1 protein-coding gene is annotated in these 1,139 nt (G+C 40.6%); it reads right to left on the bottom strand.

Going from position 1 to position 1,139, the window contains the following annotated elements; translation table 11 throughout:
- Window positions 1–1,036: 1,036 nt before the first annotated feature.
- Window positions 1,037–1,139, bottom strand: a 103-nt coding sequence (locus L3D05_RS26140) for a winged helix-turn-helix domain-containing protein (protein ID WP_255807934.1), incomplete at its 5' end; no start/stop codon positions are given.

Here is a 1,139-nt window from a genome sequence, read left to right as displayed (position 1 = left end):
GACGGAATTGCTAAAATAAGCGTCTTTTACAGAGACATATCCAATAATCAAACTAAAACAAATAAATATGACTAAAGATCTTATCATCTTTGCAAACAAAGAAAGACGCAAGCAGCTTCATGGCTTCTGTCCCGCTATGACTGTAGGAGGATATGAAACCCTCACGCTCGCAATACGCCTGAACAATCTCGCATATATGGGGATGACGATCATAATTTTGTGCGTGTCCACCACATCGTCACCTTCCTTCATTCACAATACAAGGAAGCGATAAATAGAAGATCGATCCCGTCTTGCCGTTCAAAGACTTAGCGCCAAGCTTACTTGGCACTAATGTCTTTTGTACTAAAAGTAAAAGAAAATTCGACAACGGTTTACAGACGAAAAAATCAAACTAAACACCATGGTGATGATTAAAAACCTAGATAATATTTTTTCATGATGTCATCCCAAATATCGTACAGAATTCGACAAATACTACCCTCAATTCACCACAATTTATGTCGATTTTTCTCCTCCTATTTTATCATGGTAGATGGGACCAATTGTGAATTACAAAGAAAACTTTAAGTTCGCGCTTACAACACACTTCTGCCAACAGCACATATCCTGCCCCCGAATAAGCCCTTATAAGTTAGCAAAGTGTAAGAGTATGCTTTAGATATACAAAATCAAAAGGACATAGTTTCCTTGACTCAAAACGACAAGAGGAATAGTGAATGTTTTGACAACTACTATTAGCAAATGGAAAATAGAGCTGGAATCTGCATGCCACAGAATCTCTTGGAAAGCGATCATTTGACGAGGATGGAAAAGCGCAGACTTGTGTTGAGGAATTCATTACATGAGGTCGATTGCAAAGCTAGCGGAAAGAACAAAAAAAGGGTCAACAGCGTCTAGTAATGCCCCAACGCCGTGATCCCATTTTTTCAACCGAGTAAGAACGATCCCAAACCCGAGCCGGGCAAAGTAAACCCCGAATATTTTACGAATATTTCGCCCGATTAATAGTAGGCTACCAACCTTAACGCTATGTTCACGCTTGCAGCGCACTTCTGGCAACCAGCATATATCCGGCCCCCCGAATCGTAACGATTCTCTCAGGATTGGCAGGGTCAGCCTCGATTTTTTTGCGTAAA

Source organism: Cohnella mopanensis, assembly GCF_022352055.1.
Lineage (GTDB): Bacteria > Bacillota > Bacilli > Paenibacillales > Paenibacillaceae > Cohnella > Cohnella mopanensis.
Note: the sequence above shows the minus strand (reverse complement) of the source record. Positions and strands in the feature narration are given on the sequence as shown.